Raw genomic sequence first — 26,021 nt, forward strand, 5'->3', positions numbered from 1 at the left:
GGCGGGGCCGGTCCGGGGATCCCCTCCGACAAAGGCGCCGCCAGCCCCGAACCGACTTCAGTGCGCTGCAGTATTGGGCTTACCCTAGGGCGTCTCAGCCACCGAACGGGATACTCAAACTAACGCGGACATCACGGCCTGGACTCAGCGCATAGCCCTTGTAAGTATCGAGGAAATCGCGGTATTCAGTATCAAACAGGTTGCGAACCGCCAAGTCAACCCGGGCCAGACGATTGCCGAAAGCGCGGAATGCAAACCCGAGGTCCAGGTCGGCCAGCGTATAGGCATCGGTCGAAGCGGTCCCGAACGGTAGGCGGTCGAACTGCGCGAACGGCTCGCCGGGCGCCGCGTCCTTCGCTGCGGCATGACGCATGCCGAGGGTGAGATAGGGCTCGCGAATCGGTCCCCGCTCGGCGAAGCGATAGGTTGCCTCGAGCCGCAGCGAGTCGGCGGGCAGCAACGGCAGATCCTCATCGGTACGATCATTGGTGCCGCGCACCAGATCCAAGGTGCCGCCGAGCTCGAGCTGATCGGTGACCTGCCAGCGCGCTTCCAGCTCCAACCCGGTCAGTAGGGCGTCTTCTTGTTGATAAACGAAGACCGGCAAGCCATCACGAGACTCACCCGTGTCTTGCAGGAAGATGTAGTCGCTGATGGCGTTGCGATAGACCGTCGCGCTGCCCTGCAGCCGCGGCGTGTTCCAGCGCAGCCCGAGATCGACGTTGATGGACTTCTCCGGCTCCAGGTCGGGATTACCCTCTTGGATGGCCGCGACACCGCCATGGACGCCATCGGCGTAGAGCTCGAACAGGCTTGGCGCGCGGAAACCCCGACCGATATTCGAGGCGATGGCGACCTGATCGGTGAGCCGATAAACGGCGCCGAGCGAGCCGGTGAAGACCGCAAAATCGTGCGAATCGCGACCGACGAAATCGACCGGCGCCCGGGTCCGGCCGGCGTCGCCGGTCACCGAGTGCCAGTCATGGCGCAGCCCCGCCTGCAGCGTCCAGGCGCCGATGTCCTTGCTCTCGAACGCGAACAGCGCCAGGTTGCTGACCTCGCCGCCGGGAGCCAGCACCGTGGTGCCGCGCGAGTCTTGGGTCTTCTTGGTGTACTCGACACCGAGGGTGCCGCCATCGAACGGCCCGAGCGCGCCGTGAATCGCCTCCAAGCGCGCGACATAGCGATCGAACTCCAAATGAACGGTGCCATCGAAGCCGGCACTGCGCGGCGTCCCGGCACTGTTGGCGCGGCGCAGGTTGTTCTGCCAGGACAGGGTCGGCTTCAGCTCCCAGCCCGAGGCGAGCGGCATGGCGCCGGTGAGCTGGAGCTGGTCGTTGCGCAGCCAGAGACCGATCCCTTTGCCGGTCGGCAGCAAGAAGTTGTTCTCGTTGTTCCACTGGTTGTAGCGGACGCCGAATTCGCCGATGTCGGTCAGCACACCGACACCGAACTGGGCGTTGAGCTGATCGAAATCGGTGAACGGCAGCTCGCCGGTGAACTTGGGGTCACTTGGGTTACCGGACTCGGCCGCGGTCTTGGCGTCGGGTGTGTTGAGATTGCCCGCAGAGCGGCGCATCACGCCGGCATCGACGCTCAGCCAATCGCTGCTTGCCCGCGCCTTGGCGCCGGTGTCCCATTGGGCGTTATTGCTGTGATAGGCGAAGAGTGTGTCGGCAACGGCTTCGCTTTCGCCCTGCGGCGTAAACTCGAAGGCCGGCGCCTGCACATCAATGGCCCCACCCAAGGCGCCGGAGCCGTAGAGCAGACTGGACGCGCCACGCACCACCTCGATGCGCCCGGCGAGGAAGGGGTCGATATTCGGCGGATGGCGCGCGCCAAACTGCTGATAATCAACGCCAATCCCGTTCGACAGCACTTGGATCTGGTTCCCGGTGAGCCCGCGAACCACCGGCTTGCCGACCGTGCTCCCCGCCGTGATCGAGGCGACACCAGGCAGGGCATTCAGGGTCTCACCGAGTGTGAAACGCTCGCGGCGACGGAGGGCTTCGCCGGCCAGCACATTGACGTTTGCGGCTTGCAACATCGGGTCACCCGGCACCGGCACACCGGCCGTCACCTCGATGGCGTCGAGTTCAACCGACAAGGGTTGACCATCGCTCATCGGCTGAGCGAGCACGGGCGCGGCGACGCCGCCAAGCAGCGACCCGATCAGCAGGTCTAGAGTCACGTTTCGCATCGGGATTGACCTCATCGAACAGCAGCGGGGTTTAGAATCATCAAATGATGGTATAACATAGCAATCATGCGACGCCGAAGCAACAGTCGTTGCTTTTTCGACAACGCGGTGACGCCGTTCCTCGGCACACCCTTCCCGCGGACTCGGTCAGCATCCAGTCAGTAGATCCTACAGGCCAGATCCTCCCGGCCAGATCCTCCAGGCCGGTCTAGCGCAACGCGAGGCAGTTTGTGCGCACACGATGAGTAATCAGCAACCCGAAACCCGCTCCACCGTCGATGAGGCGTCGGCCACGGCCAATGACGCGGCCGCGATCACCGAGGCGCAACCCAGCACATCGGTTGAGACGACGACTGTCGGCGCCGACGAGCCCCCTCCAGCCGAGACCAATGCTGCCGCAGCGCCGGGCGAGCCACCGGACGGACTGCATGGCGCCGAGACGGCTGCGCCGGATACCGGGGGGCCCACGACCGCGCCTGACATCCCCGTCTTGCAAGACACGCTCAGCCCACTGGTCGATCTCGCGGGTAACGGGGGTCCGGTGCTATTGGTATTGGCGGCCATGTCCATCGCCGCGCTGACCATCGTGCTGGCAAAGCTCTGGCAGTTCGCCCGGCTGCGTGTGGATGCGCGGCAGCCGGTCGAGACCGCGCTCGAGCGCTGGCATCAAGACGATCCCGACGCGGCCCTGCAGGCGATCGGCAATAGCCGCCAGCCCAGCGCAATCCTTGTCGTTCAAGCAATCAACGGCCTCCAGGCAGCGCCGGCACAGTCCGCAGACGGCCTCGAACTGCTCCGCGAGGAGCTCACCCGCTCTGCGACCGCGCAGCTCGAGCAACTGCGCAGCTGGTTGCGGGCACTGGAGGTGATCGCGACCCTGAGCCCATTGCTCGGATTGCTCGGGACCGTTCTCGGGATGATCGAGGCGTTTCGGCAGCTCGCCGCAGCGGGCAGTCAGGTCGATCCGGCGCTCTTGTCGGGCGGGATCTGGCAGGCGCTGCTAACAACGGCGGCGGGCTTGAGCGTCGCCATCCCTGTGGTGCTGCTGCACAGTTGGCTGGAGCGCCGCGTCGAGCGTTGTGCGCATCGCATGGAGGATGCTGTCACGCGCATCTTCACCCGTCCCCTCCATGCGCCCGCCCGCACTGGCGATTCCGTTCATGGGCGGCCACAGCCATCGGCTCTCACGGCGAACCCAGCGGCCGTGCGCGAACCGCGCGCAGCGACCAAACGGGCCTGAGCCTATGCGACTGGCGCGCCAGCAAACAGCACGCCGGCCTGTCGTTCGACTTAGAGGCCCTGTCAGCATCATCATCCAGCCTGTACAGGCCCCTGATTTCGATGGCCGCAAGGAGCATTCTGTCAGGGCTTCTTAAAGCTGCTGTCCGTCAAAACCGATTGCATCGATCATGGAACTGCACGCCCGTCATTGGATCATTGCGCTCCTGATCGCCGTCTTGCTGCACGCTGCGCTGGCGCTCGCGCTGGTGCCACGCACTCCATCACCTGCCGCTCAGCCGAGCGCCATCCTTCTGGAGATCGGCACAGGTGGCGATGGACGTCTCGTTGGCGGCGACGGCAAGCCCGCGGGGGCGCTTTCTGCCGTCGAGCCGGCAGCCGATTCGCCCTTGACCGCCATGAGTCCGAGCACCGGCTCTGAGCGAGCCACGGCCACGCCAGCGCCAACCACAGCGGCCGCGACTGAGACAGCGGAAACGCCGATGACGCCGGCGACGCCACCACGGCCGAGGGCCACCTCCACAGTCTCTGACGCGCCTGCCCCGCGCACGACACCGCTCGATGAAGCAGAACGGACGCGCGCAAGCGTCCAAGAGGAGCCAGAAGCAATCCGAGCGCAGGCGAAGCCAAAGCCGGCGCCAACCCCGGCGAAGGCGAAGCCGCAACCCGAGAAGCCCGAACCTGAGCCCGAGCCCGAGCCCGAGCCCCAATCGTCAGCGCCCGACGCACGCGGCCCAACGGATGCGCCGGCGCGCCCCCAAGACCGAGCACCTGCCACCAAGCCGTCAGCCGGCACGCGCGCATCCAGCTCGGGAAGCCGCGCGGAGCAGGCCAGGACCGGCGGCAATGGCCGGGGTGCGGGTCATGGCCAGCAGGGCACAGGGCGCGGCGGCTCCGGCCGTGGCGGAAGCTCATCCAGCGCCGGCCAGTATTTTCGTCAGCTCGCGACTTGGCTCAACCGGCATAAGCGCTATCCGGCCCAATCCCGCCGCAGACGCGAGCAAGGCACGGTCAAGGTTCAGTTCACGATCGATCGCAACGGGCGCCTACTGTCGCATCGCATCCTGAGCAGCTCGGGCCACAGACGCCTCGACCAAGAGGCCGAGGCCATGCTCAAGCGCGCATCGCCGTTGCCCGCCATCCCGGCTGCGCTGAATCGCTCGCGCCTCACGGTGACGATCCCGGTCAACTTTAGCCTCCGATAACGATTGGCGCTTCTAACGATTGGCACTTTTCATACTAATAGATAAAAAGTAATATCCCCGCCACAGCAAACGACGCCTGTTCTTCGGAGGGGCTATGCAGTGGCGCGGTATTCAACGATGGGGCCTCGCTGTCGTCGGCAGTTGGGCAATAGCCGGGCAAGCGGCGCTCGCAGAACCAGAGATGGCGGTCACCTTCAACGATGAGGCGCTACTACTTGACCCGATCGAGGTCAGCGCACCGCCCATCTACTCGGTCCAGTATCCGGGCGACACCCTCTACACCGGCAGCGCCCTGACCGACGAAGGCAAGGCGATGAGCGGCGCCGCCGGCCGCACCAATGTCTACGCCAACCTGGACCTGCTCCCCGGCGTCGACAGCGAGTCGCTCGACCCCTATGGCCTTGGCGGCACCTTCATGCGCGTGCGCGGCATCAAGAGCCAGTTCGTCGGCATGTCGATCGAGGGGCTGCCGAACTACGGCATCATGCCGATCGGTCCGCGGCCGGACCTCTACGACTTCGAGAACATCGAGACGCTGGAGCTCTACAAGGGCATGGCGCCGCTGGCGATCGGCTCCGCGGTCGGCAACCGCGGCGGCGCCATTGCGCTGCGCTTCCGGCGCCCGGAGGCCGAGGCCGCCGCCGAGCTCAGCCAGGCCATCGGCTCCAATGCCTACCAACGCAGCTTCGCGCGGCTCGACAGCGGCACCTTTGGTCCGGACCTGCGGGCCTTCGTCTCCGGGTCCTATACCGATGCGGACAAATGGAGAGGGGCCGGCTCGCTCGGGCCGCGCCAGAACCTGGCCGCGGGGCTCGGCTACGGTCTGGACCAGGGCGGCCCGACCGTCGAGCTGTTCTTCAATGCGACCGACCACGACCGCAACGACTTCCGCGCGCTCGATTATCGCCAAGCGCGCAATGTCGGCCGCTATCGCGACTTCGACTATAACAGCGGGCGCACCGGCGACCCGGCCATCGATGTCGATTATTTCGACTACTACCACACCAGCACCGAGAACCGCGATCTGCTGGCGATCGCCAGCCTGCCGCTTGCCGCCGGCACCCTCAGCGTCAAGCCCTACTATGCCAAAGAGCAGGCGCAGATCCGTAACGGCAAACAGGACCGCGTGCGCGATCTGAATCGCTACGGGATCAATGCCGATTTCGTCGGCGAGGTCGCCGGACTCGAGATCAGCACCGGCTACTGGTGGGAGTCGGCCGATCTGGAGAAATCGGTGCGGCGGATGCAGATCACCCCGACCGGGCGCGAGGCGGACGGCTGGGTCTATCTGGCCGAGAACGACGGCCGCGGCGCCATCCACAGCCCCTATTTCCAGCTCGGGCAGCAGCTTGGGCGTCTGCGCTGGCAGGCCGGCATCAAGTACTTCCGCTACACCGAGCCCGCGAGCACGGCCTTTCGCACCGACGCGACGACCCCGAGCGACTGGGATGCGGCACGCCGCGACAACCTGGGGGCGAGCCCGGATCTGAGCCTCGACGCATTCACCTTCGATGCCTGGCTGCCGAATCTCGGGGTCAGCTGGGCGCTCGACCCCAGCGGCGCGACCGAGCTCTACGCCAACTATGGCCGCAACTACATGCGCCCCTATGCGTTCGTACCGGTGACCAATATCGTCGCCAGCAACCTGGCGCGCTTCGAGGCCGCCGGCCTGTCACTGCAGGACGTCTTCGACGACTGGCGCCTGGAGACCTCGGATAACGTCGATCTTGGACTGCGGCTGCAGCGCGATCGCCTGGCCCTGACCCCGTCGATCTTCTACGCCAAGCATCACGACCTCCTCGCCGTCGCCTATGATCCGAGGGTCGGGCTCAACTATCATCAGAACGTCGGCGGCGCCACCGCCTGGGGCGCGGAGCTGTTGGCCAGTCTGCAGCTGACCCCGGCGCTGTGGGCCTTCGTCTACCCGACCTATCTGCGCTTCACCTTCGACGAGGACCTGACCCGGCGCGGCCCAGGGGGCACCAAGACCCTGCCGATCGCCGGCCAACAGGTCCCGGACACGCCGGAATGGATGCTGCGCGCGGGCCTGCTCTTCGAGCAGGGGCCGTGGCGGATGGCGCCGGTGGCGCGCTACGTCGGACGCCGCTATGCCGATCCGCAGAACGCGCAGCCGGTCGACGGCTACTGGAGCCTGGACCTGACCGCGAGCTGGAGCAGCGGCGGTTTCGGCGTGCTGGAAGGGGTGCGCGTCGGCCTCGAGCTGACCAATCTGCTCGACGAGGCCTACATCGGCGCCATCAATGCCCGCGACGACGGCTCGGGAACGGTCGGCTTCTACCCCGGCGCCCCGCGCAGCGCGGTACTGACCCTCGCCGCTGAGTTCTGAAGCCAGGTTGCCGCGATGAGAGGCCGGCAACAATTGCTCCCGAGGCTTCGCCACCGGTGCAGCCGAATACTGAACCCCGTCGGCCTAACCCGCCGCTTCCGCGACGCGCTTTCTCTCGCGCTACGCTGATTCCGTGAAACCGTGTGAGCGGCAATCATGAACTAACCCGAGTCAACCTTGCTCGGTGCCCAGGCCCACGATCTGTTTCATTGCCACCAAGAGAATGCCTTCACGGCGGAGGCGAACTGTCCGATCCTGACCGCCGTGAGCGCAGGCCGCGAGTATCGCGCCGAGACCCGCTTTCGGCGCGCCGATGGGCAGCTGCTCGAGGTGTTCGTCGTCAGCCGACCGCTGCTGCGCAAAGGCGACTATGTCGGCGCGGTGACGTTGTTCGAGGACATCGGCGAGCGCAAACAGGCCGAGCGCGCGCTGGTCGAGAGTCGCCAGCGACTAGCCAATATCATCTGGGGCACGGACGTGGGCACTTGGGAATGGAACCGGCAGACCGGCGAGACGCACCTCAATGAACGCTGGGCCGAGATGATCGGCTACCGCCTGGAGGAGCTGGAGCCGGTCTCGATCGAGACCTGGCGCCGTGTCGCCCACCGCGAGGATTTGGCCGAATCCGAGGCGGCGCTCGCACGCCACTTCGCCGGCGAGCGCGATCACTACGAGGCCGAGGTGCGCGTGCGCCATCGCTCGGGTGAGTGGATCTGCGTGCTGGATCGGGGGCGCGTCATCAGCCGGACCCCGGACGGCGAGCCCGAGTGGATCGTCGGCACCCATCTCGATATCACCGCGCGCAAGCGCGCCGAACTCGCCGTCAGGCAAACGACCCGCCTGCTGCAGGCGGCGTTGGAGAGTTCTCCCTCGGGGATCCTGATCGCCGAGGCCCCGGAGAGCCGGATTCGTTTCGCCAACCGTCCCGCCCTCGAGCTGCTGGCGATCGCGCCCGCGCGCCTCACGGATGCAAGCCCCCTGGCGTTGTCCAATCATGATGCGGACTGGCAGGTCTTACGGGCCGATGGTCAGCCCATGCCGCTGCCAGAGCGCCCGCTGACGCGCGCCATGACCGAGGGTGAGACCGTGACCGGTGAAGAGGTCATCCTGGTCGGCGTGGACGGGCGCCAGCGCTGGGTCAGCCTGTCGGCGGCGCCGATCAAGGATGATCGGGGACGCATCAACGCCGGGATCGTGGTTCTGGCCGACATCAGCGCACAGAAAGCAGTCCAACATCGATTGCAGCGCAGCGCGCATTATGATGCCCTCACCGGTCTGCCCAATGAAGCACCGTCAGGCGATCGACGCGATCGCCCAGACCATCGCCGCCGAGGACCGCGCGCTGGCCGAGGTCGATCCCGTGCAGGTCGATATGCGCACGGTGGTGATCATCGGCTCGTCGCAGACCCGCTTCATCGATGCGACCGAAGGCGGGCGGCGGGTCTATACGCCGCGCTGGCATCCGACTGCTTCAGCATTTGTAAGTTGAGCTTACAATCCATGCACTTTGACCTAAACTCAGTGCATGATTCCTCGCACCCTCGGCCCTCATCTGCGCCAACTTGCGACCTACTATCCGGTGGTCGCGGTCACCGGCCCGCGTCAGTCCGGCAAGACCACGCTGTGTCGCGCCGTCTTCCCTGACCACCCCTATGTCTCGCTCGAGACCCTGGACACGCGTGATTTTGCCCGCGATGATCCCCGTGGCTTCCTTGCCCAGTACCGCCAGGGCGCGGTGCTCGACGCGATCCAGCGGGTTCCGGAGTTGTTGAGCTACCTGCAAACCGAGGTCGATGAACGACCTGAGGTCGGCCGTTTCGTTCTGACCGGGTCGCAACATCTTGGTCTCAGCGAGGCCATTGCCCAATCGCTCGCCGGCCGCTGTGGGCTGCTGACGCTCCTGCCACCCAGCTTGTCCGAGCTGCGTACGTTTCCGAACGCGCCAGACGACCTCTGGACACTGCTCTGGCAAGGCAGCTATCCGCGCATCTATGATCGCGCCATTCCCGCCCATCAATGGCTCGGTGACTTGGCTGCCGAACCTCGGGGTCAGCTAGGCGTTCGAGCCCTTCATCAACACTCAGCGGCGGCGCGCTCAAACCACGCAACCACCTGCGCAAGATGCGCAGGCCCGTAGCTGCGTGTGAAGCGCTGCGTTTCCTCTTGCTGCGGATCGCTCAGGATGCTGATCCGCTGCTGGATGTAGTCACGGGTCAAACGCAGACCGCACTTGTGCTCGATGCAATAACGCCAGCTTTCATAGCTTTGCGGGAAGAGCTCTTCCTCGTAACGCGCACGAGTGGCGGGGTCGAGTTTGGGTTCTTCACTCATCAATAGGCGACTCGAACTCGTCTCGTCCAGGGTTGCCTGGAAACGCGCTGAAATCGCAACGGGATCTCAGTGCTCAGCATCACGTATCCACACTGGGAACGGGTCCGGAAATGCACGCCAGGCGGCAGGACCCGGTGCCAGCTCATCATCAGTCAGCAGGCAATCGTCGAGACGGGCACGCATTGCATCGATCTCCAGATGCTGGCCGATGAAGACGAGCTGTTGGCGCCGGTCGTCAAAGTCGCCCTCGAAGTCCGACAGAATCCGGACTCGTTGCTCCGGATCATCCGGCCAGTTTGGCTCTGAGACCGCCGACCACCACCAACCTGCCGCACCGTGGCGCACCACCCCGCCCGCTTGCGACCAGTGTCCGGCCAAATCGTGACGACTGGCGAGCCAGAAGTAACCTTTCGACCGTAGCAGGTTTCCCGGCCAGTCCTGCTGCATGGCGTCGAAGAAGCGCTGCGGGTGAAAGGGGCGACGCGCCTCGTAGACGAAGCTGGTAATGCCGTATTCCTCGGTCTCCGGCGTGTGGCTGCCGCGCAGCTCGGCAAGCCAGCCCGGGGCGCTGGCCGCGCGCTCGAAGTCGAAGCGCCCAGTACCCACGACCTCGGCCAGCGGCACCTGACCGAAGTGCGCGTCCAGGATCTCGGCATGACGGTTGAGTTGGCGCAGGGCATGACGCAACCGCTCGCGCTCATGCGGACTGACCAGGTCGGTCTTGTTGATCACGATCACGTCGGCGAACTCGACCTGATCCACCAACAGCTCGGCAAGGTTGCGCTGATCCTCCTCACCGAGCGATGCGCCGCGCTCGGCCAGCTCATCGGCGCGCTCCAGATCGACCGGGAAATGGACCGCATCGACAACGGTGACCAGGGTATCCAAGCGCGCCAGGTCGGACAGACTGACACCCTGCTCATCGCGGAAGGTGAAGGTCTCGGCGACCGGCAGCGGCTCCGAGATGCCGGTCGACTCGATCACCAGATAGTCGAAGCGTCCCGCCCGCGCCAAATCCGCGACCTCGAGCAGCAGATCTTCGCGCAGGGTGCAGCAGATGCAGCCATTGCTCATCTCGACCAGCTTCTCCTCGGCGCGGTTCAGGGTGACCTCCTTGCCCACCAGATCGGCGTCGATGTTGACCTCCGACATGTCATTGACGATCACGGCGACGCGACGCCCTTCGCGATTGTTGAGGATGTGGTTGAGCAGGGTGGTCTTGCCCGCGCCGAGGAAGCCGGACAAGACCGTCACGGGAAGCCGCGCATCAGTCTCTTGCATGGGGATGGGTTCAGCATTCATTCAGGGGTACTACGATCAAAGGCGGGTTTCACCCGTCGGGCGCAGCGGGATGCTCGGATACCGACCTTGGCTCCGCCCGGGCTCGAGAGCGGTGTTGGAACAGACGGCGCGATCAGCGGTCCTTGCCAAGGCATCAGGCATCAGGCATCAGGCATCAGGCATCAGGCATCAGGCATCAGGCATCGAGGCAGAAGAGCACCCGCAGCTCGTCCGGCGGCACCGCGGGCGAGCGATGCACCTGGCCGCGGCCGGCATTGCCCGGGAAGCACTCACCCTTGAAGAGGCCGACCCAAAACGGCTGCAGCGCGCGCGGTTGGGCGCCGTGCTGGATGGCGTCGTTCGGCTGGCGATTCGCGAGCGCCGAACGGTCGATCTCCTCGTCCGGCAGCCACTCGGTGCCGGGTCCCTGATAGGTGCAGAGCAACCGCAGGCCCGTGCGATCGACGTGGAAGCGCGGGCAGGAGACGCGATCAAGCGTCTCGACGCGGGCCGTGATCGGGCGTGGCCCGAGCGTACGCTTGACCAGGCCATTGAACAGCTCGGCCAGCATAGCCATGTCTGCCAGCCACCAGCCGAGGCCCGCCGGCTCGACGGCATGCTCCTGCAACAGGTCTTGTAGACGCGCCATAAACTGCGCTTGCGTCTCTGTTGAGCCCAACGCAATGCGTCCGTTCAGAAGTCGCTCAGTTGGCAAACCGGCGACCACTCGTTCGATCTTGGGATCAGCCTGCCGCCGCCAGATCGCAAGGCTGATCCGCGGATGGCCGATGTTGTCAAGCTGCTGCGCATCGTCGACCAGGATCACGCTGGTGAGCGGCGGCAGCCGTCTCGGCGCAGCGGGTTCGAAACGGGACTCGGATGCGACAGAGCCTTGCGGTGTCGCGAGGTCATTGAGCGCCATGGCAGTCATGCAGTCTCCCCTCCAGCCAACCAAAGTACAATAATGCTATAACATAACTTTTCGAAAGCCAAACCTTGCCGCTTATGAACGCTGAACCCTTGGTCGCAGATACCCAAAACATTGCACCAAACGACGCGCAGTCGATCGCTGATGAGGACTACATGAGCCCACGCCAGCTGGCGTACTTTCGCCAAAAGTTGCTCAACTGGCGCGAAGCGCTCCTCAACGAGGCGCAGGCGACGATCGATCAGCTACGTGACGACAGCCATCACGATGTCGGCGATGAGATCGACCGCGCGAGCCGAGAGGCAAGCCAGGCGCTCGAGCTGCGCACCCGCGATCGGTATCGCAAGCTCGTGATCAAGATCGACGAGGCGCTCGCGCGCATCGACGCCGGCGACTATGGGTATTGCGAGGAAACCGGCGAGCCGATCGGGCTGGCTCGGCTGGAGGCGCGGCCGATCGCGACGCTGTCGGTCGAGGCCCAAGAGCGCCGGGAGCTGCGTGAACGCCAGGCCAATCTGAACCGCTGAGGGCACGCCGATGACATCACCCCACCTTGAAACAGAACTGACGCCGGTGACCCTGCTGACCGGCTTCCTCGGCAGCGGCAAGACCACGGTACTCAACCAGCTGGTCCGCCAACCCACCCTCGCCCGCACCCTCCGGAAGCGGTCAAGCAGGCAGCGATGGCCGATTGTCTCTTGCTGACCAAGCGCGATCTTGTCGACGCGGAGCAGGCAGCGGCGCTCGAGCAGCGCCTGCAGCGCATCAATCCGGCCGCGAGGCGTCTCGAGGCGCGGCACGGTCAGGTCGACGCCGCCGACATCCTTGGACTGGGGCTGTTCAGCACCAACGCCAAGATCCCCGATGTCGCCCGCTGGCTGAATGAGGAGGCATATGGGCAGGCGCACGACCCCCATGCGAGCCATTCCCCTCGCAGCTCACAGCAGGCTGACACTGCAGGAGCCTCAGGGCAGCGCGATCATCAAGAGCATGACCATCATAATGACCACGATCACGATCACGGCCATGCGCACGATGTGAATCGGCGTCAACTACCCCGGCCTGAAGGCCGGAGCTTGAAAGAGCTTGGTTGACCAGGGAAAGCGGTAACCAACCCGCTCCGTTTGCAACAGGTCGTTAAGACCCACTCCGGGGTGCTTCCTCAGCCCCGGTCCCTGGAAGGTCAGGATCATGCTGGTGAAAGGCAAAGCGCCGAAGGTTCTGATCGCTGCCGCAAGGCAGGAGCCGGTTGCAGACATTCCCGAGGGGAGCGGGCCGACAGGCCCCGTCACCAGGCCCGTAAGGGCATTGATTTGGAGAAAACCATTGGCCGTTTTCGTTTTGGACAAACAGAAAAGACCGCTGATGCCGTGCTCGGAGAAGCGCGCGCGCCTACTGCTTCAGCGCGGGCGCGCGGTGGTGGTGCGTCTGGCGCCGTTCACCATTCGCCTTAAAGATCGCGTGGGCGGCGAGACCCAGCCGCTCCGCGTCAAACTCGATCCAGGTAGCAAGACCACCGGCATCGCCCTGGTGCGCGAGACCGAGACCGTTGATCCTGACACCGGCGAGGTGCAACGGGCTGAGCATGTCCTGTGGCTCGGCGAGCTGGAGCACCGCGGCCAGGGCATCCGCAAAGCCCTCGAGAAGCGGCGCGGCTATCGGCGTGCCCGGCGCTGCCGCAAGACGCGCTACCGAGCGCCACGGTTCCTGAACAGAACGCGCCGAGCGGGCTGGCTACCACCGTCGCTGCAGCATCGCCTCGATACCACCGCGAGCTGGGTCGCGCGCCTGCGTCGTTTGACCCCCATCACCGCGATCAGCCTGGAGCTGGTGCGCTTCGATACCCAGGCCATGCAAAACCCCGAGATTTCCGGCGTGGAGTACCAGCAGGGCACGCTGGCCGGCTACGAGGTGCGCGAATACCTGCTCGAACAATGGCACCGCACCTGCGCCTATTGCGGTGCCAAGGACGTGCCGCTGGAGATTGAACATCTCCATCCGCGCTCCAAAGGCGGCTCGAACCGCCTCTCGAACCTGACCCTGGCTTGCCGGCCCTGCAACCGCAAGAAAGCGGATCGGCCCGTGGAGGTCTTTCTGGCGCGCAAGCCTGAGGTGTTGGAGCGGATCAAGAAGCAGGCCAAGGCTCCTTTGCGCGATGCCGCCGCCGTCAACGCCACGCGCTGGGCGCTGTTCGCGGCCCTCAAGGCCACCGGTCTGCCGATCGAGACCGGCTCCGGCGGGCGCACCAAGTACAACCGCTCGCGCCTGGCCATCCCCAAGACCCATGCGCTCGATGCCGCCTGTGTCGGCCAGGTCGAGCAGGTGCAGGGCTGGAATCGCCCAGTGCTGGCGATCCAAGCCAGCGGGCGCGGGGCCTACTGCCGCACACGCGCCGATAAGCACGGCTTTCCGCGTGGCTACCTGATCCGCCAAAAGCGCGCCCATGGCTTTCAGACCGGCGATTGGGTGCGGGCTGAAGTACCCAAAGGCAAGAAGACCGGCGTCCATGTCGGGCGCGTAGCGGTGCGCAAAACCGGTTCGTTCAACATTCAAACGCCGAGCGGGACCGTGCAGGGCCTCTCTCACCGCCATTGCCGGGTCCTTCAGCGTGCCGATGGCTATGGCTATGTGGTCCAATCCAAACCAAAACGAGGGGAAGCGAGATGGGCGGCCTAACCGCGCTGCGCGCGGTGCGTTATCCCTCCCCGGCATGAATGCCGGGGTTTCTCGCGCAAGAACTGATGATGATCACATCCAGTCGTTTGCCATCATCGTAGATCAACCGATCCCGGACGCCATGCTCAATGACTGGCTGGATCTGCTGCTCGCGATGTGCGGTCAGGACATGCTGCGTATCAAAGGCATCCTGAACGTCCGCGGCCGCACCCAGCCCATCGCGATCCACGGCGTGCAGCATCTGTTCTATCCACCCATTGAGCTACCGGGCTGGACGAGCGAAGACCGGCGCTCAAAGCTGGTGTTCATCACGCGCGATGTCCCACGCGCGATCATCGAGGAGACCTTGGAGGCGTTTCTTGCCACTTGGCCCGACGAGGGCCCCACCGCTTGATGTCTTCCAGCCGGGGGTCTGGTTCGGTCATTGAGATCGACTATTCCACACAATAGCGCACGCGCACGACCCCGTCAGAGACGCCGCCGAGCCGTTTCATCGCCGCCTTGCTCAGGTCCAGCGCGCGATTGCGCGCCTGCGGCCCGCGGTCGTTGACCCGTACCCTGATAGAACGCCCATTGGAAAGACGCTCGACGCGCAAGACGGTGCCGAACGGCAGGGTTCGATGCGCCGCCGTCAGCGCCTGCGCATCGAACGCCTCGCCGCTTGGAGTGGTACGTCCGTGGAAACCCTTGCCGTAGAAGCTCGCCTTGCCGATCTCACAACCGAGAGCCGATCCGATGCGCGCGGCATATCCATCGCAGATCCATTTTCGGCGTTCCGAAGCCGCTCCGGGCCGACCCTCAGCGATACCCCGCCGTCAATTGGCGTGCTCTGGGTATAACGCTTCGGGCCGGAGCTGCGGGCCTTCGTCTCCGGGTCCTCCAGCGATGCGAACAAATGGAGGGGGCAGGCTCGCTCGGGCCGCGGCGGAACCCGACCGCGGGTCTCAGCTAAGCAGCCGCTTTCGCGGCGGTCCTCTCGTGCTACACTGATCTCGTGAAACCGTGTGAGAGGCAATCATGAGCAACCTGACCATCAGCGTTCCCGCGGACGTGCTCAAGCGCGCGCGCATTCGCGCAATCGAGGAGGGGGTATCTGTCAACGCCGTCCTGGCTCGCTATCTTGAACGGTGGGCGCAAACCGACGAGTTGAGGCGGCGCCGGCAGAACGCCGCCGACCGCCTCGTGCAGCTCGCCGAGCAATCGCAAGCGGGCAGCGGTGGCCGCCGTTGGTCCCGGGATGAGCTTTATGAGTGATGAGGTGCTGTTCCTGGACACGAACGTCCTCATCTATCTATTCGACAACGATGAACCGCGAAAGCAGAGGATTGCTCAGGCGCTTCTACGCGAGAGTGCCGAACCCCGTCTGAGCACGCAGGTGCTCGCTGAGTTTTACGTGACGGTGACGCGGAAACTCGCGCGGCCATTGGCACCTGAGCGAGCACTGCAGGCCGTCGATGAATTCCGCGTCTTTCCGGTCGCCGCGCCAACACCAGAACAGGTCCAGCAGGCCATCCGGCGCAGCATCGATGCCCGCGTCTCGTTCTGGGACGGTCTCATCATCGAGACGGCCCTGGCAGAAGGCGCCCATCGGTTGATGACAGAGGACCTTCAGGACGGCTGGCGCATCGAAGGGATGCAGGTCACCAATCCCTTCGCTATCGTCAGGTAGAGGTGAATGCCAAGCGAAGAGGTGCTGGCGAGCATTCACCGAACGCTGTCCTGGGTCAGAACGATCATGGCTGGGTGTAGTCGCGGGTCTAACGCAGTCCGCGAGGTCTTGCCGAGGCTGACCGACCCACGCCTGTCACCAAGAGCCTGTCACCAAGACAGGGTCTTCACCGTCGGGTCGAACAGAATGCCGAGCACCAGGTCCGGATTCCCCATCTGAACGCCTTCGATGAAGTCGTCCTCGGTGAGGCCCGCCGCCTTGGCACAGGCCGGACACGCGATCACTAACCCACCATCATTCTCGAACGCCTGCAGCATGTCCTGAATGGACTTGCCCTGCTCCTTCATTAGTCCGTGCACGTGGGACAGTCGTTTCTTGTCGGCGAGGTAGATGCCGCGCACATTGAGCCAGATCGCCACCGGCTTATGGCCTTGTTTTAGCACGCGCTCATGCGCGAACTGGATCGCCATGGCCGCCGCCCAGGTGTCATCGGTGGTCAGGTTGACGAATAGTCCGCCTTTGGACTCCTCGGCCTGGGCGTTCCAGGACAAGCCCGTCAACGACAACAGCAAGACAAACGTCAGCAAGAATCGATTCTTCATCGTCAATCTCCGATTGGTTGAGGTGATCAGAAGCGGTAGCTTAACGCCGCGTACAACGAGCGACCTGGTCCCGGCACAGCGGTGCCCCACTGCGGCTGATTCGGCGCCGGCGGAATGGTCATGGTCGTGCCCTGGCCAACGTAAGCGCCACCCAGGGGCAGATCGTAGAAGCGGTCGAACAGGTTCTCGACCCCCAGCTCCAGGGTCCAGCGCTTGGTCTGATAGCGGCTGCGCAGGTGCAGCAGCGCATAGCCGGCCGTCTCGATCTCATTGCGCACCTGCGAGACCTCGTCCTTGGCAGCGACAAACTCGCCTTCCAAGGCATTCTGCCACCGGCCCTTGGTCTGGGTCAGGACCAGCGTCGCGTTCGGCGGCATGATGTTGTAGAGATTATCCCCGGTGTCCTCATTCTTGCCGCGCGTGTAGCTCGCCACAAGCTGCGCGCTGAAGGCGCCATAAGGGGTGTCATCCGCCAGGAGGAGGTCTGCGGAGAGATCGACGCCATAGAGTTGGGCCGATTGATTGGCGTATTTGAGCACGGTGAAATCATCTGCCACCGGCACCGTTCGCGGGGCATTGGTCGACGCATCCCACTGCACCGCATCGATGTAGTCCTGCACGTAGGTGAAATAGGGGGTGATCCGGAGGCCCCAGCGTTGCTCGCCGGCATCATGCCAGTCGGCGGTGATGCTCAGCGTGCGCGCGACCTCCGGCTTCAAGTCGAGGTTACCGATGTAGCCATTGCCGTCCCCGACGAAGTTGTTCATCAGCGCCACCATCTGCCAGGTCGACCAGGTATAACGCTCGTAGAGGTTGGGTGACCGGGTCTTCTGCCCCAGTCCGATCTCGTAGCGTTGCATCGCGTCCGGTGTAAAACGCGCAAGCCAAGCGAGGTCCCAGTTGTGATCGGTCTTGGAACGCGAGCGGCTGTTGAACAGCACCGCATCGCGGGTTTGGTTGGCGCGTCCGCCGGTCCCGCTCGTCGGCGGCGCCGCCAGGTTGTAGCCGCTCACTGGGCCGGCATCCATCTGCACCGCTTCAAAGCGGAGGCCAAGGAGGTGGGTCCAGCGTCCCTTTGTGAGCTCCCATTCACCAAACGCCGCGTAACGATCGCGCTGACCGTCATTGATATTGTCGAAGGTATAGGGCCACATGCCCGCCCCGGACGGGGACCAGTAGTCATCAAGGCGATAACGCTGATAGTCGGCTCCGACGCGCAGGAGGTCGTCCTGGCCGACCGGGATCTCAGCGTTGACGGTGAAGCCGAAATTGCTGCTGTCGGTCTCCATCGGCATGCCTGCCGCACAGCCGACCATCATGCCGTTGACCATCCTGACACCCGATATCGGCGAGCAGGGCATGCCGTTCAACGCCGTATTGCCGCCAGAGCCCAGAGGCGGCTGACCAGGCCCGTACCAGAAGCGCTTGTCGTCGCCGAAGTTCATCTCGTGCCGCGTCTGCTGGTAGTAGACGCGTGCGTTGAGCCTTCCCCAGGCCAGATCACTGGCATAACCCAGGTTGAACTGGTCGCTCTGATTGCTGGTCATCTCCATCCGTTGGTTCGGAAAGCCCTCATAGGGAATATCCTGGCGGTCGTAGCTCAAATCCAGCAGCGTGCGCCCATCCGTCCAGGCCAGGGTGAGCGACTGGTTGCTGGCCTCGTAGGCGGTGGAGCCGACCTCGTCGCGATCCAGGGTATGGCCCGCTCGACCGGTGAAGTCGTAGTCCTTAAAGTTGCCACCAGCGCGATAATTGTCGGCTTGTGTGTAAGCACCCGTATAGTTGAGGCTCAGCTGCTCGCTGGCGACCGTTGCGGATAGATTGCCACCCCAGCTGTCGCCATTGCTGCGGTAGAAGGCGCCCATCTCTCCTTCGACCAGTCGCTCTCCCGACTTGGCAAAGGCGGGCGGCGCAGACTCGACCACGATGGTGCCGCCAATGCTGTCGCCGCCGACGCTGACCGGGGTGACGCCGGCAAAGACCTCGATGCGTCCGACCGCTGTTGGATCGATGTAGGACATGGGCGGATTCATGTGGTTGGGACAGGACGCCAGCAGGTCCATCCCATCCACGGTGGTGCGCAGACGTTCATCCGCCAGACCACGGATGGCGGGCAGACTGGAGACGCCGCCGGCGCCATAGGCACTGACACCGGGCAGGCCGGTCAGGAGCTTAGCGCTATCGCTGGTTCGCGCGCGCTGGGGCGCGATCGCACTCGGGCCGAGACTGAACGAACGGCCGACAGGAGGTTCCTCAGGGGCGGTCACTAGGATCGGCTCAAGGAGCGCGGGCGCATCCGTGTCGAAACCTGTCTGGGCAGCCAGGTTAGGTGCGGCCACAAGGGAAAGACCTGCGGCAACGAGCTGGAAACGGTTATGCATTGTCATGTCATCGATCGAGCAGCATTCTTGGGAAGCCGGCACCCTCAGCCAGCGCTGGCCAGGGCAGCCAATTCGGCGCGCCAACGTTGATTAGTCGAGCAGCCGAAGGGGCCTAAGGCATTTCCTGTGCCATATTTTTATTTCTTTTAAAACAGAGTGTTAAAAGGGGTTACAGGGCGGAGCCGTTCACTGATCGTGGTCAGCTCACACAGAAGAAGTCGGCATTTCACACAGTGTTCAGGGGCTGAACGGTGTCTGCGTCGTGGCGTTCAGGACGGCAGCAAGATGGCAGCAGGACACTAATCGATGCCTCGCTATTCGATGCCTCGCTATCGCCGGTTCGACCCCAGCCACTCGCCTCGCACCGCCCACTGGAGCTAATGTGGAGCCCTCACCCGGCCTGTTCCTCTTGATGGGCCTGTTCGGGTCCGTCCACTGCGTGACGATGTGTGGACCGATCGCGGGTGCCTTAGCGCTGAGCCTACCGACGGAGTGCCGTCACAATCCGCTTCATCTGGCCGCATACCTGGTCGCACTGAGCCTAGGGCGCATCCTGAGCTACGGCCTGGCCGGCGGCCTTGGCGGTTTGCTGGGATCGGCCATCGCGCAGAATCCGCTCGCTCCTTCCTTGCACGAGCTCCTGCGCGCACTGGCGGCGTTGGTCGTGATCCTGACCGGCCTCTACCTCACGGGCTGGTTTCCGCGCCTCAAGCAGATGGATCGGCTTGGTGTGCCGATATGGCGACGCCTCGAGCCGCTGCAGCGCCGCTTGCTGCCGGTGCACTCACACCGACAGGCGGTGCTCTATGGGATGGTCTGGGGCTGGCTTCCCTGCGGGCTGGTCTATTACGCGGTGTTGTTAACCCTGGCTGCCGATGATCCACTGCAGGGCGCGCTGATGATGAGCCTGTTCGGACTGGGCACGTTGCCGGCGATCCTGGGGTTGGGCTCATTTGTTGGCTGGATCGCCGGGCTTGCACGACGCCCAGCTTGGCGGGCAGCGGCGGGTCTGTTGCTATCGCTCATCGGTCTCGTCGGCCTCCTCCTCGGGGGGGACTGGTTTTGAGCCTGAGCAGGCGCTTGCTATCCTCCATGGTCGGTGGGGCTCAGTCCCCGGCAAGACTGAGTGCATCATGACCTTCGACGACCTGACGCGCGACGCAAGCCCCGCATTTCTCGACATCATCAACGCCGCGCGGGTGGTGGCCGCGACCGATGTCACCGCGCTCATCTGCGGCGAGAGCGGCACCGGCAAGGAGCTGATTGCTCGAGCGATGCATGCGCAGAGCCCGCGCTCAGAGGCCCGCTTTCTGTCCATCAACTGCGCATCCTTGACCGAGCAGTTGGCCGACTCGCTCGTATTCGGCTATCGCAAGGGCGCCTTTACCGGGGCCAACAAGGATCAGTGCGGTTACGTCCGCGCTGCCACGGGCGGAACGCTGTTCCTGGACGAGATCGGCGAATTACCGATCGGATCGCAGGCCAAGCTGCTGCGGTTCCTGGAATGCGGCGAATGCTTACCCCTAGGCGAGGTACAGCCGATTCTCGTTGATGTCCGCATCATCGCAGCCACCAACCGCAACCTTTCCAACGAGGTCGAGGGCGGTCGCTTTCGCCAGGATCTGCTCTACCGATTGAACATCGTGCCGCTGGCGCTGCCCCCGCTGCGGGAGCGCCAGGAAGAGATCCCGACGCTCTTGCAGCGCTTCGTCGATGAAGCGGCCGAAACCCATCGCCTCAGAGCGCCGACATTCAGTAAGCCTAGCCTGAAGCTGCTGCGTCAGTACGCGTGGCCGGGCAATGTGCGCGAGCTGCGCAATCTCGCGATCCGCATGACGATCTTGTTCCCCGGTCAGCGGATCGAGCCATCGAATCTTCCCTTAGAGATACGCTTGCCCAGCCCCGAGCGAACCGATTCAGAGCAGCGTTTGCGGCTTCCTGATGAGGGCCTCGTCATGCACCAGCTCGAGATCGACCTCATTCGCCAGGCCTTGGCGCGCAGCGGCGGCAATCGCTCGCATGCGGCAAACCTGCTGGGTATCAGCCGTGACACCTTGCTCTATCGACTGAAGAAGTACGCGATTGCTTGACCTGCTGGTCTCCGACCCGGTGCACGACTGAACCCCGGTGCATGACTGACCATCGAAGCCAAGCGACTGTATCGCGCCCGGCCCCGACGCTTGGTCGCACGGCGCCGAGGTTGCCAAGAGCGGCCGAGCCAAACGGCGCACCGTGGTTGCATCGACTTCGGAAGCAAGTATAGGCGTGCAGCGGCAGCGCTGATGTCGGACATCGCACACCGGCCACGATCCGTGACCCGATGCAGAGGCGGATCGCGACCGGTGGTGGGCGGCCCAAGCGGCTCGGCGCAACGCGAGACGCGGATCGAGGGCAACAGGTCTGTTGCGATCCATACAGGCCGCACACCATTGTCGACTATGCTACAACACCAACACGGTCATAAGTTTTCATAATTAAGTGATAAAAACAAATAGATAAACGATCTCCACGGCTTCTGCGCAGGGCTCGCTGGTTTGGCGCAGGGCTTGCTTTTGTAGGAGCTCAGTCCTACACATGAAATTGCATCAGTAGCAGGGCTGAGGGTCCCTGAACGACGGGAAGATGGCGAGTGCTACGGGCCAACTCTTCAAAGCCCGGCCCAACAGCGATGGGCAAGGATTATTTCGATCACCACATCAATTCCGGAGGGAAGGAAGATGAGTTTCAAACGCTATCGTTGTGGCACTTGTGCGCATATCTACGACGAAGCTATGGGTGACCCGATCCACGGGGTGGTCCCGGGAACTCGATTTGATGACCTACCGGACGAGTGGTTTTGTTCGGTTTGTGGTGATCCTCACGAAAGTTTTAACCTTGCCGGTTCGTCCAAGCTTGCGCAAGCCGTAGCCGAACACAACGGCGACCAGAAACGTAACGGCAGCGACCAGGAAGAGGCTCCGATTGTGATTGTTGGCGCTGGGATTGGCGGTTGGTACATCGCCGATCAACTGCGCCAGAATGGTGCCAAAGGTCCGATCACCATCGTCACGAGGGATGATGGAGACTACTACTACAAGCCGCACCTGTCCGGGTCCGTGACCAGCAAGTCACGTAGTGACCTGATCATTGCCAAAGGACCGGATCGCGCACAGTTGCTAGACGTAGACTTGCGTGCACATACCCAGGTGCTCGGTCTCGATCTGAAGAAAAAACGTCTATTAACCAATATAGGCAAGGTCGAGCACGGCAAGATCGAGTACGCCAAATTGGTGCTTGCGACGGGCGCGGTACCGTTCCGTCTCTACGATCGTCGTATCCAGCAGCATATTCATCAGCTGAATGACCTGGATCAGTATGAGTCACTGACGAAATTGCTCAAAAGCGGTAGCAAGCGGGTACTGATTCTGGGTGCCGGCTTGATCGGATGTGAATTGGCCGATGGCCTGGCTCGTGCCGGGCATGAGGTCGCGATCAATGATAGAGCCCCGTATCTGCCGTTGTCAGTGGTGTCCGAGGGCTTTTCCACCTACGTTCACGATCGATACGTGCAGAACGGGATCGATTTTTTGCTCGGCACCGCGATGAACGATGTCACCAAAGCGGACAGTGGGTTGCAGATCCAGTTCGAGGATGGGCGCACCATAGAGTGCGACGTCGTGATCTCGGCGATCGGCCTGAAGCCCAACGTTGATCTTGCGGCGCGAGCGGGCCTTGATGTTGGCCAGGGTATCAAGGTCGATGACACCATGCGTACCAGCGAACCAGATATCTACGCTGTCGGTGATTGTGCTGAACACAAGGGGCAGGTGTTTTCATTCGTCGAGTGTATCAATAACCAGGCTGCCGTGATCGTGGATCAGCTTTGCGGTGACGGCAAGCAGCGCTTCGAGTCACAGATGTGTGTCGGAAGCATAACCGCCTTTCTGCCTGCTGGCAGTTCCTGTTTGCGCCCTTACCGCACCGGCCCGGGCTATAGCGTGAAATCGTCTAATCCTCCCGGACACCTCGCTAAGGTGGTAATACTACCGACCGAGCCAAAACATGATGACGGAGGCCAAGCGAAGGCTTTGGGATTAAGCGCGACCGGGTCCGTACGCTGATGAACAGGCTGTACGGACCCCTTGCTACTTTGCGCTGGACGCGACGCGTTCGCACAATATGAGCGGAAACACCCGGCCCCTCAGCGCTCTCCGATGCCGCTTTGCCTAAGGCGATTTCTGTCAAAGCTCATACCGCCTTGCTGGTCTTTTCGCTCGCCTTCTTCGTCGCGCCGCCGGTCACATAGCCCGGCTATGCTCCCGGCGACGCTCCTCGAAGGCAAACGACAATCCTGCGCAATTCGGTACGAGCTTTTCCGGCAATCGCCTAAACCAGTAAACCGCCCTTTAGATCCGCACTGCCAAGCCATCGGCCAACGACAAGCGGTAGGCCCGATAGCTCGGGATACTGCCGACCAGGAACCCTGCAGCGATCACGGCGCCGAGCAGGACCCACTCGTAGGGTGTCGGCCCGCCGATGGGGACGAAGATCCCGAATCGACTCTCGATGAGCGGCTGCCCCACGATCAGCGCCAGGTAGAGCAAGGCCATGCCGGACAGCACGCCGAGCAGCGTGAGAAACCCTGCCTCGCCCATGATCAACGCGAACACGTGTCCGGGGCGCGCGCCGACCGAGCGCAGGATGGCCATCTCCCGACGTCGCTCATTGAGACTGGTCAACAAGGCGGTCAGCATGCCGAACAGGCCGACCACGACCACAAAGGCCGAGACGATCAGCAAGGCGTTCTCGGCGACGCCGATCAGATCCCAAAGCTGGCTGAGCGCCACGCCGGGCAGGATCGCCAACAGCGGTTCTTCGGGGTATTCGTTGACAAAGCGTTGGACCTGAAAGGTCGCAATCTTTGATTCGAGTCCCACCAGAAAGGCGGTGATCGCCTTTGGGGTCAAGTCCATCGCCCGGGCCTGATCGGCCGAGATCGACAGGCCGGGGATCGGTGCGCCGCTCTGCCAATCGACGTGGATGGCCTCGATCGCCTCGAGACTGACATGGACGGTGCGATCGACCGGCGTCCCCGTTCGCTCAAGGATGCCCAGGACACGAAACGGCTTGTCGTCGTGTTTGGCGAAGCTGACCTCGCCGGCGCCATGAGCCACGATGATCGCGTCGCCGATCTGATAGCCCAATGTGTCCGCGACCTCGGCACCGAGCACGGCATCGTAGAGATCGGAGAACGGCTGTCCTTCCTCAAAACTCAGGCGGCGATCGCGCCCGTAACGGTAGTGCTCGAAGTAGGCTTCGGTGGTCCCCAGGACCCGAAACTCGCGATGGGAGTCCCCGAGCGAGATCGGCACGGTCCAGGCGACCTTGGGATGGGCGGCGATGTCCTGGTAGCTCTCCCAAGAGAGGTTGTTGGTGGCATCGCCGATGCGGAAGACCGAGTACAACAGCAGCTGCACCGGTCCGCTGCGCGCGCCGACGATGAGATCGGTGCCAGACAGCGTATTGGCGAAGCTCGACCGCGCCTCGGTGCGCAACCGTTCGACACCGACCAGTAGGGTGACGCTCAGCGCAATGGACACGAGCGTCAGCAACGCCGTAAAGCGTCGATTCAACAGGCTCTTCCACGCTAGGGACAGGATTGCCATGATTTAAAGCGAGCGATTGACAACGGCGAGATCGATGACCCGATCGAACAGGTGCTCCAGGGAGGCGTCGTGGCTGACGAACACCAACGTCGCACCAGACGCGCGGCACTCGTCGAACAGCAGCCGGATGAACGACTCGCGTCGATCCGCATCCAGCGAAGAGGTCGGCTCATCGGCGATCAGCAGCTCCGGTGAGCCGATCAACGCGCGAGCAGCCGCCACGCGTTGCTGCTGGCCAACACTCAGCGTTGCCACCGCCCGCTGATGGAGATCGGCATGATCCATGTCGAGGTGTTGCAGCAAGCGCCGGGCCTCCGCATCCAGGCCCCGGCCCCGCGACCGGGCCTTGTTGCGACGCCTCGCTGAGAAGCGACAGGGCAAGGTCACATTGTCGACCACCGAGAGATACGGAATCAGGTTGAACATCTGAAAGATGTAACCGATGTGATCGGCGCGAAAATGGTCCCGCTCGACACTGCCGAGCTGCTCCAAGGCATGGTCGATCACGCGAACCGAGCCGACGGCCGCGGTCGTCACCCCCGCGATCAGGCTCAACAGCGTGCTCTTGCCACTGCCGCTGGCACCCTTGATGAACAGACGCTCCCCAGGGGCGACCGTCAAGTCCTCGATCGCCAGCACCAAGGGTGCGCTCGGCTGCCAGCGGAACTGAAGCCCCTTGATGTCGATGACCAACTCGCCGACCTCGGATGATTCAGGAGAAGCCTGGTTCACAGTCTAGAACCTAACGATGTGATCCTTTGCGGTCAGCTCTGCCGCCCCTTGTTTGCGCTCGATCACATACTGGACCTTAATCTCCTCCATGCCTGCAAAGGCCTCGAACACCTCGATGGTCAACCGCGTCAGCTTGTCTGGGGCGTCGCACTCGAAGTGGTAGGCGGCCTCGATGTCCGAATGGGTCTCGCCCGCGTGATCATGTTCGTGCTCGCCTTGATGCGCAGGCGCTCCCTGATGGTCGGGCTCCTCGCTCTCGTCGTGCCCATGCCCGTCATGGTTATCGTGCTCCACGTCGAGCATTTCCGAGGTGACGGTTACCGTCTCCATGCGGCAGCCCGCGTCGGCGTTGAAGCGGAAGAGCGTGTCGCCGTCTTCGAGTGTTGCAACCGCCTTGTCCAAGGCTGCATGGTCGTCTGGGGATGAGGGTGCGTGCTCGAAGCCAACGATGTTGGCCGCCGGACTATCGAGCTCGATCTGCAACTCATTGTCTTCGAGTGCCAGGTTCAAAGCGGCAACGCCATGAACGTGGGCCCCATGCTGGCGATGGTCATGATCGTGCTCATGGCCATGGTCGTGGCCATGGTCGTGGCCGTGGTCATGGTCATGGTCATGGTCGTGGTCGTGGTCGTGGTCGTGGTCGTGATCGTGCGCATGTTCGCGCTCATGTCCTCGCTCATGTGCGGCAGCATGATCATGCCCTTCGCGATGCTCCGCTGCCAGGAGCGTACCCGACATCAGCCCAGCCGCCAGCGCCAGTATCGATAGAGTCATCAGCAATCGGT

The 26,021-nt window shown here is 63.5% G+C and carries 26 protein-coding genes; 16 read left to right on the plus strand and 10 right to left on the minus strand.

All coding sequences use genetic code 11. The features are described from left to right. Window positions 1–94 precede the first annotated feature (94 nt). The gene (locus CKO40_RS16025; protein WP_200347380.1) at window positions 95–2,200 is read right to left on the minus strand and encodes a TonB-dependent receptor; all 2,106 of its coding nucleotides are present in this window, start codon (window positions 2,198–2,200) and stop codon (window positions 95–97) included. Between the two features lie 481 nt (window positions 2,201–2,681). Between CKO40_RS16025 and CKO40_RS16030 the strand changes: the two genes are divergently transcribed. From CKO40_RS16030 to CKO40_RS16050, 5 genes are all read left to right on the plus strand, one after another. Beyond that, complete coding sequence (locus tag CKO40_RS16030) at window positions 2,682–3,440, plus strand: MotA/TolQ/ExbB proton channel family protein (RefSeq protein ID WP_420827389.1); 759 nt, start codon at window positions 2,682–2,684, stop codon at window positions 3,438–3,440. 169 nt (window positions 3,441–3,609) lie between these two features. Further along, a complete protein-coding gene (locus tag CKO40_RS16035) occupies window positions 3,610–4,644 on the plus strand; it encodes an energy transducer TonB (RefSeq protein WP_200347382.1) in 1,035 nt (344 codons plus the stop codon). Between the two features lie 181 nt (window positions 4,645–4,825). After that, entirely contained in the window at window positions 4,826–6,991 is a 2,166-nt protein-coding gene (locus CKO40_RS16040) for a TonB-dependent receptor (RefSeq protein ID WP_200347383.1), read from the plus strand. 177 nt (window positions 6,992–7,168) lie between these two features. After that, window positions 7,169–8,635, plus strand: coding sequence for a PAS domain-containing protein (locus CKO40_RS16045; protein WP_200347384.1), 1,467 nt, complete (start codon window positions 7,169–7,171; stop codon window positions 8,633–8,635). Then, window positions 8,517–9,128, plus strand: coding sequence for an AAA family ATPase (locus CKO40_RS16050; protein ID WP_200347385.1), 612 nt, complete (start codon window positions 8,517–8,519; stop codon window positions 9,126–9,128). Before CKO40_RS16045 ends, CKO40_RS16050 begins: the two co-directional genes overlap by 119 nt. Here the strand turns inward: CKO40_RS16050 and CKO40_RS16055 are convergent. The 3 genes from CKO40_RS16055 to CKO40_RS16065 form a co-directional block, all read right to left on the minus strand. Continuing rightward, the gene (locus CKO40_RS16055) at window positions 9,065–9,322 is read right to left on the minus strand and encodes a hypothetical protein (RefSeq protein WP_200347386.1); all 258 of its coding nucleotides are present in this window, start codon (window positions 9,320–9,322) and stop codon (window positions 9,065–9,067) included. The genes CKO40_RS16050 and CKO40_RS16055 overlap by 64 nt on opposite strands. A gap of 66 nt (window positions 9,323–9,388) precedes the next feature. Beyond that, on the minus strand, window positions 9,389–10,603 hold the full coding sequence (gene zigA, locus CKO40_RS16060) for a zinc metallochaperone GTPase ZigA (protein WP_200347387.1): 1,215 nt from the start codon (window positions 10,601–10,603) through the stop codon (window positions 9,389–9,391). Window positions 10,604–10,799: 196 nt separating this feature from the next. Continuing rightward, entirely contained in the window at window positions 10,800–11,534 is a 735-nt protein-coding gene (locus tag CKO40_RS16065; RefSeq protein WP_200347388.1) for a DUF1826 domain-containing protein, read from the minus strand. A 152-nt stretch (window positions 11,535–11,686) separates the two neighbouring features. On the opposite strand from CKO40_RS16065, the gene dksA reads away from it, so the two are divergent. From dksA to CKO40_RS16085, 5 genes are all read left to right on the plus strand, one after another. Next, the gene (gene dksA / locus CKO40_RS16070; RefSeq protein WP_242477106.1) at window positions 11,687–12,058 is read left to right on the plus strand and encodes an RNA polymerase-binding protein DksA; all 372 of its coding nucleotides are present in this window, start codon (window positions 11,687–11,689) and stop codon (window positions 12,056–12,058) included. A 10-nt stretch (window positions 12,059–12,068) separates the two neighbouring features. Then, complete coding sequence (locus CKO40_RS24460) at window positions 12,069–12,236, plus strand: GTP-binding protein (RefSeq protein WP_242477107.1); 168 nt, start codon at window positions 12,069–12,071, stop codon at window positions 12,234–12,236. Beyond that, window positions 12,215–12,625 (plus strand): CobW family GTP-binding protein, encoded by a 411-nt coding sequence (locus tag CKO40_RS16075; RefSeq protein ID WP_242477108.1) that lies wholly within the window; start codon window positions 12,215–12,217, stop codon window positions 12,623–12,625. Before CKO40_RS24460 ends, CKO40_RS16075 begins: the two co-directional genes overlap by 22 nt. A 232-nt stretch (window positions 12,626–12,857) precedes the next feature. Continuing rightward, entirely contained in the window at window positions 12,858–14,207 is a 1,350-nt protein-coding gene (gene iscB, locus CKO40_RS16080) for an RNA-guided endonuclease IscB (protein WP_200347393.1), read from the plus strand. Between the two features lie 34 nt (window positions 14,208–14,241). Then, window positions 14,242–14,601 (plus strand): CobW C-terminal domain-containing protein, encoded by a 360-nt coding sequence (locus CKO40_RS16085; RefSeq protein ID WP_200347394.1) that lies wholly within the window; start codon window positions 14,242–14,244, stop codon window positions 14,599–14,601. A gap of 40 nt (window positions 14,602–14,641) precedes the next feature. Here the strand turns inward: CKO40_RS16085 and CKO40_RS25420 are convergent, their stop codons facing one another. Continuing rightward, window positions 14,642–15,013 (minus strand): septal ring lytic transglycosylase RlpA family protein, encoded by a 372-nt coding sequence (locus tag CKO40_RS25420; RefSeq protein ID WP_200347435.1) that lies wholly within the window; start codon window positions 15,011–15,013, stop codon window positions 14,642–14,644. A 211-nt stretch (window positions 15,014–15,224) separates the two neighbouring features. On the opposite strand from CKO40_RS25420, the gene CKO40_RS16095 reads away from it, so the two are divergent. Both CKO40_RS16095 and CKO40_RS16100 read left to right on the plus strand, forming a co-directional pair. Further along, on the plus strand, window positions 15,225–15,461 hold the full coding sequence (locus CKO40_RS16095; protein ID WP_200347396.1) for a hypothetical protein: 237 nt from the start codon (window positions 15,225–15,227) through the stop codon (window positions 15,459–15,461). Continuing rightward, a complete protein-coding gene (locus CKO40_RS16100) occupies window positions 15,454–15,876 on the plus strand; it encodes a PIN domain-containing protein (protein ID WP_200347398.1) in 423 nt (140 codons plus the stop codon). Before CKO40_RS16095 ends, CKO40_RS16100 begins: the two co-directional genes overlap by 8 nt. Window positions 15,877–16,025: 149 nt before the next feature. Here CKO40_RS16100 and CKO40_RS16105 read toward each other — a convergent pair whose 3' ends face one another. Continuing rightward, on the minus strand, window positions 16,026–16,478 hold the full coding sequence (locus CKO40_RS16105; protein WP_200347400.1) for a DsrE family protein: 453 nt from the start codon (window positions 16,476–16,478) through the stop codon (window positions 16,026–16,028). Window positions 16,479–16,504: 26 nt separating this feature from the next. Beyond that, a complete protein-coding gene (locus CKO40_RS16110) occupies window positions 16,505–18,817 on the minus strand; it encodes a TonB-dependent receptor (RefSeq protein WP_338074199.1) in 2,313 nt (770 codons plus the stop codon). 424 nt (window positions 18,818–19,241) lie between these two features. Between CKO40_RS16110 and CKO40_RS16115 the strand changes: the two genes are divergently transcribed. From CKO40_RS16115 to CKO40_RS16125, 3 genes are all read left to right on the plus strand, one after another. Then, window positions 19,242–19,925, plus strand: coding sequence for a sulfite exporter TauE/SafE family protein (locus CKO40_RS16115; RefSeq protein ID WP_338074200.1), 684 nt, complete (start codon window positions 19,242–19,244; stop codon window positions 19,923–19,925). A gap of 67 nt (window positions 19,926–19,992) precedes the next feature. After that, window positions 19,993–20,949, plus strand: coding sequence for a sigma-54 interaction domain-containing protein (locus CKO40_RS16120; RefSeq protein ID WP_200347402.1), 957 nt, complete (start codon window positions 19,993–19,995; stop codon window positions 20,947–20,949). A gap of 627 nt (window positions 20,950–21,576) precedes the next feature. Next, window positions 21,577–22,959, plus strand: a complete 1,383-nt coding sequence (locus tag CKO40_RS16125) for an FAD-dependent oxidoreductase (protein ID WP_200347404.1) — start codon at window positions 21,577–21,579, stop codon at window positions 22,957–22,959. Between the two features lie 285 nt (window positions 22,960–23,244). Here CKO40_RS16125 and CKO40_RS16130 read toward each other — a convergent pair whose 3' ends face one another. Genes CKO40_RS16130 through CKO40_RS16140 form a run of 3 tightly spaced genes read right to left on the minus strand, consistent with a single transcriptional unit; the run spans window position 23,245 to window position 25,746 of the window. Further along, window positions 23,245–24,504 (minus strand): ABC transporter permease, encoded by a 1,260-nt coding sequence (locus CKO40_RS16130; RefSeq protein ID WP_200347407.1) that lies wholly within the window; start codon window positions 24,502–24,504, stop codon window positions 23,245–23,247. 3 nt (window positions 24,505–24,507) lie between these two features. Further along, window positions 24,508–25,197: an ABC transporter ATP-binding protein gene (locus tag CKO40_RS16135; protein ID WP_200347441.1), complete on the minus strand. Its 690-nt coding sequence runs from the start codon at window positions 25,195–25,197 to the stop codon at window positions 24,508–24,510. A 42-nt stretch (window positions 25,198–25,239) separates the two neighbouring features. Further along, entirely contained in the window at window positions 25,240–25,746 is a 507-nt protein-coding gene (locus CKO40_RS16140) for a ZrgA family zinc uptake protein (RefSeq protein WP_200347409.1), read from the minus strand. Between CKO40_RS16140 and CKO40_RS25185 the strand changes: the two genes are divergently transcribed. After that, window positions 25,669–26,004: a hypothetical protein gene (locus tag CKO40_RS25185; protein WP_200347443.1), complete on the plus strand. Its 336-nt coding sequence runs from the start codon at window positions 25,669–25,671 to the stop codon at window positions 26,002–26,004. The genes CKO40_RS16140 and CKO40_RS25185 overlap by 78 nt on opposite strands. Window positions 26,005–26,021: the final 17 nt, after the last annotated feature.

Source organism: Halochromatium glycolicum, from assembly GCF_016584085.1.
GTDB lineage: Bacteria > Pseudomonadota > Gammaproteobacteria > Chromatiales > Chromatiaceae > Lamprobacter > Lamprobacter glycolicus.